The organism is Roseateles sp. P5_B10, from assembly GCF_056400485.1.
In genome coordinates this window covers 1-3,683 of record NZ_JBFULE010000538.1, presented here as the reverse complement: position 1 = coordinate 3,683, position 3,683 = coordinate 1, and the positions used below count along the sequence as shown (strand labels likewise).

Genomic DNA, 3,683 nt, shown 5'->3' with positions numbered 1-3,683 from the left:
GTGGATGGAATGCCCTCTACGACGGCGGCCAGGTCGTCGAGGCTGCGTGCTGGGCGCATGCGCGACGGCCGTGGTGGGACCTGTACGAGCAGCACCGTGACGACACCGGACTGGCGGCGCAGGCGCTGTGCCACATCCAGGGGTTGTATGCCGTCGAGGCGGACATCCGCGGCAGTCCACCCGAGGTGCGACGCCAGCAGCGGCAGGCCCGGGCCGGCCCCTTGCTGGAGAAGTTCCACGTCTGGCTGCAGGGGGTGCTGACTCAGGTGTCGACGAAGTCGGAGTTGGCCAAGGCGGCCCGCTACAGCTTGGCGCGCTGGAAGGCGTTGACGCGCTACGTGGACGACGGTCGCATAGAGATCGACAACTCGGCCGCCGAGCGTGCACTGCGCGGCGTGGCGCTGGGGCGCGGCAACTACCTGTTCATGGGCTCGAACGCCGGCGGTGAGCGCGCGGCGTCGATGTACAGCCTGATCGAGACCGCCAAGCTCAACGGGCTCGATCCCGAGGCCTATCTGCGCGACGTGCTGCAGCGCATTGCCGACCATCCGGTAAACCGCATCGACGAGCTGCTGCCCTGGAACATCGCCAGCCAGGACGCCGACGAAGAAGTGCGCGCGGCGGCATGAGCGGGCCGAGCATCGATCCACGGCTGCTGGACGTCCTTCACCAGGCCAGCAGCCTGGAGCTGTTCCAGCTCAGCACGCTGATCGAGCGCCTGCTGGCCGACCCGCGACGCATCATCGCGGTACGCAAGGACATGCACCTGGGCCAGACCGTGCGCTTCCTCGACTGGCGCGACGGCAGCCTGCGTGAAGGCAAGGTCGTGGCCATGCGCGACACCCAAGTCACGCTGCAAGATCTGCGCGAGCGTCGCGAGTGGAAGCTGCCCTATGCGGCCATCGAGCCGCCAGCTCCCAACGCCACGGCGCGACAAGCCGAAGCAGCGCCGGTGCCCACAGCACCTCGACCCACGCGTAACGACTTCCGCTGCGGCGAGAAGGTCGCCTTCGAGGACAAGTACCTCAACACGGTGGTCGGCACCATCGTGCGCATCAACGAGCGCACCGCCAGCATCGACCCGGGTGATGGCACCAAGTGGCGCGTGGGCTTCGGGTTGCTGCGCCACGTGCTCGAACATCTGAGCTACTGCGCTTCGGTCAAGAGGGCCGTCAGGCCGCGCTTACCAGGCTCAGGCCACGCTCGCGAGCGAAGGCGACCTGGGCGCGTCGAGCCAGCGGGCGCACCATTTTTGCGCTGATCTCCTTGAGGACTTCGATGTCCAGATCACGCTCGGCCAGCAGCTTCTTGAGCCGGCTGTTCTCCAACTCGGGCCTTCAGACGCTTGACGTCAGCGGCCTCCATCTAGCCGAAATGCTTGCGCCAGGCGTAGATCGTGGGCTCGCTGCCCTTGTGCTTATTGGCCGCCTCGGCCACCGTGGTGCGGTCCGCCTCGCGCAGGATCGCGACCATCTGCTCATCCGTGAATCGACTCTTTCTCATGGGCTCTTCGGGGGATGGAGCCATCTTCTCTGCGAATCAGTGTCTCGGAGAAACTGGGCAGGTCAAAACCATTCGAGTCCCGATGGCAACTGCCGCCACCAAGCCTTGGCCTCTCCGGGACACCCAGGCAATGAAAAGCCCGCCGAAGCGGGTTCCAGAAGAAGGTCCGACGCCGGTATCAGACGTTGAACAAGAAATGCAGCACGTCGCCATCCTTGACGACGTATTCCTTGCCCTCAGCGCGCATCTTTCCCGCGTCCTTGGCGCCCTGCTCACCGCGGTGTTTGATGAAATCGTCATAGGCAATCGTCTGCGCCCGGATGTAACCGCGTTCGAAGTCGGTGTGAATGACCGCGGCGGCTTGCGGGCCGGTGTCTCCGATGTGGATGGTCCACGCGCGCACTTCCTTCACACCGGCGGTGAAGTAGGTCTGCAGGCCCAGCAGCTTGAAGGCGGCACGAATCAGGCGGTTGAGACCGGGTTCATCCTGGCCCATCTCGGCCAAGAACAGGGCGCGATCCTCGTCTTCCATTTCGGACAGCTCCGACTCGGTCTTGGCGCAGATCGCCACCACCGGCCCGTTCTGGGCCGCTGCATATTCCTTCAGGCGGTCAAGGAACGGGTTGTTCTCGAAACCGTCTTCCGAGACGTTGCCAACAAACATGGCCGGCTTGGCCGTGATCAGGCATAAGGGCTTCAGAATGACCAGTTCTTCCTTGCTGAAGTTGATGGTGCGGACGGGCTGAGCCTGGTCCAGTGCGGCTTGGCACTTCTCCAGCACCTTGACCAACGCGATGGCTTCCTTGTCACCGGCGCGAGCGACTTTGTTATAGCGGTGCAGGCTCTTCTCGACGGTGCCGAGGTCAGCGAGGCAGAGCTCAGTCTGGATCACTTCGATGTCCGAGATCGGGTCGACCTTGCCATTCACGTGGATGACGTTGGGGTCTTCGAAGCAGCGCACGACATTGACGATGGCGTCAGTCTCGCGGATGTGGGACAGGAACTGGTTGCCCAGGCCCTCGCCTTTGCTCGCGCCAGCGACGAGGCCGGCGATGTCGACGAACTCGACGACGGCGGGCATGACGCGCTCGGGCTTGACGATTTCGGCCAGGGCCGCGAGGCGGGGGTCGGGCAGTTCGACGATGCCGACATTGGGCTCGATCGTGCAGAAAGGATAATTCTCAGCCGCGATGCCGGCTTTGGTCAGGGCGTTGAAGAGCGTGGACTTGCCGACATTGGGCAGGCCCACGATGCCGCATTTGAGGCTCATGGCGGGGGCTTTCCGTAGGGGAGGGCGGGCGACGGCAGGCCGACGCCGAATCGGGGATTTTAGTCGGCCGGCGCTGTCGACTCCTTCGGGCCGGCCCAGCTGGCGATGCGGGCATCACCGCTGCCTACAATTGCCCGATGCAAAGCGTGGATGTGTTGGTCAGAGGACGGGGGGCGGTCGGTGGCAGCCTCGCGCTCAGCCTGGCTGCTCAGGGGCTGACCGTGGGCATGACCGGCGCGCCGGGAACGCCTCGCGCCGACGACGTGCGGACCTATGCGCTCAACGCCGCCTCGGTCGCCCTGCTGACGGAGCTGAAGGTCTGGGACAGCTTGCCCCCTGACGCGATCAGTCCCGTCTACGACATGGTCGTCGGCGGTGATGCCGTCGCCAACCAGCCTGCCGGCCGACTGAGCTTCTCGGCATGGCAGCAAGGCCTGCGTGAGTTGGCCGTCATCGTCGACGCCGCCGCGCTGGATGCGCAGCTCGCGACGGCCCTGCGCTTCTCTCCTCATGTTCATAACGTCGCGGATAACACCTCGGCAGCGCTGATCGCCCTTTGCGAAGGTCGCGAATCGACCGCGCGCGCCGCGCTGGGCGTCGACTTCAAGCTCAAGCCCTATGGCCATCGCGCGCTGGCCGCAAGACTGAAAGCCGATCGGCCCCATCAGGGTGTCGCTCGCCAGTGGTTTCAGCCGGGTGGCGAGGTGCTGGCCCTGCTGCCTTTCGAGAAGCCGGCGCTTGGTGCGTCTTATGGCCTGGTCTGGTCCTGCGCTGAGGCGCGGGCCGAACAACTGCAAGCCTTGCCGGCCGCCGAATTCGAACGCGAACTCAATGCTGCCACTGGTGGTGCTGTGGGCGAGTTGGGCCTCGGTAGCGAGCGATCGAGTTGGCCGCTGGCTCTGGCCCGCGC

The 3,683-nt window shown here is 65.2% G+C and carries 4 protein-coding genes and 1 pseudogene; 3 read left to right on the top strand and 2 right to left on the bottom strand.

The window, feature by feature from the left end; genetic code table 11:
• Together tnpC and AC1DU6_RS23420 are read left to right on the top strand one after the other, a co-directional pair.
• A partial coding sequence (tnpC, locus tag AC1DU6_RS23425; protein WP_477859976.1) for an IS66 family transposase occupies positions 1 to 629 on the top strand: 629 nt, incomplete at its 5' end.
• Positions 626 to 1,261, top strand: coding sequence for a hypothetical protein (locus tag AC1DU6_RS23420; RefSeq protein ID WP_457326465.1), 636 nt, complete (start codon positions 626 to 628; stop codon positions 1,259 to 1,261). The genes tnpC and AC1DU6_RS23420, both read left to right, overlap by 4 nt.
• On the opposite strand, the pseudogene AC1DU6_RS23415 reads toward AC1DU6_RS23420, so the two are convergent.
• Positions 1,191 to 1,503 (bottom strand): annotated as a pseudogene (locus AC1DU6_RS23415) (transposase); the annotation flags it as partial. The gene AC1DU6_RS23420 and the pseudogene AC1DU6_RS23415 overlap by 71 nt on opposite strands.
• Before the next feature lie 178 nt (positions 1,504 to 1,681).
• Positions 1,682 to 2,773: a redox-regulated ATPase YchF gene (gene ychF, locus AC1DU6_RS23410; RefSeq protein ID WP_056204434.1), complete on the bottom strand. Its 1,092-nt coding sequence runs from the start codon at positions 2,771 to 2,773 to the stop codon at positions 1,682 to 1,684.
• Positions 2,774 to 2,910: 137 nt separating this feature from the next.
• On the opposite strand from ychF, the gene AC1DU6_RS23405 reads away from it, so the two are divergent.
• On the top strand, positions 2,911 to 3,683 hold a 773-nt coding region (locus AC1DU6_RS23405), incomplete at its 3' end, for an FAD-dependent monooxygenase (protein WP_477859974.1).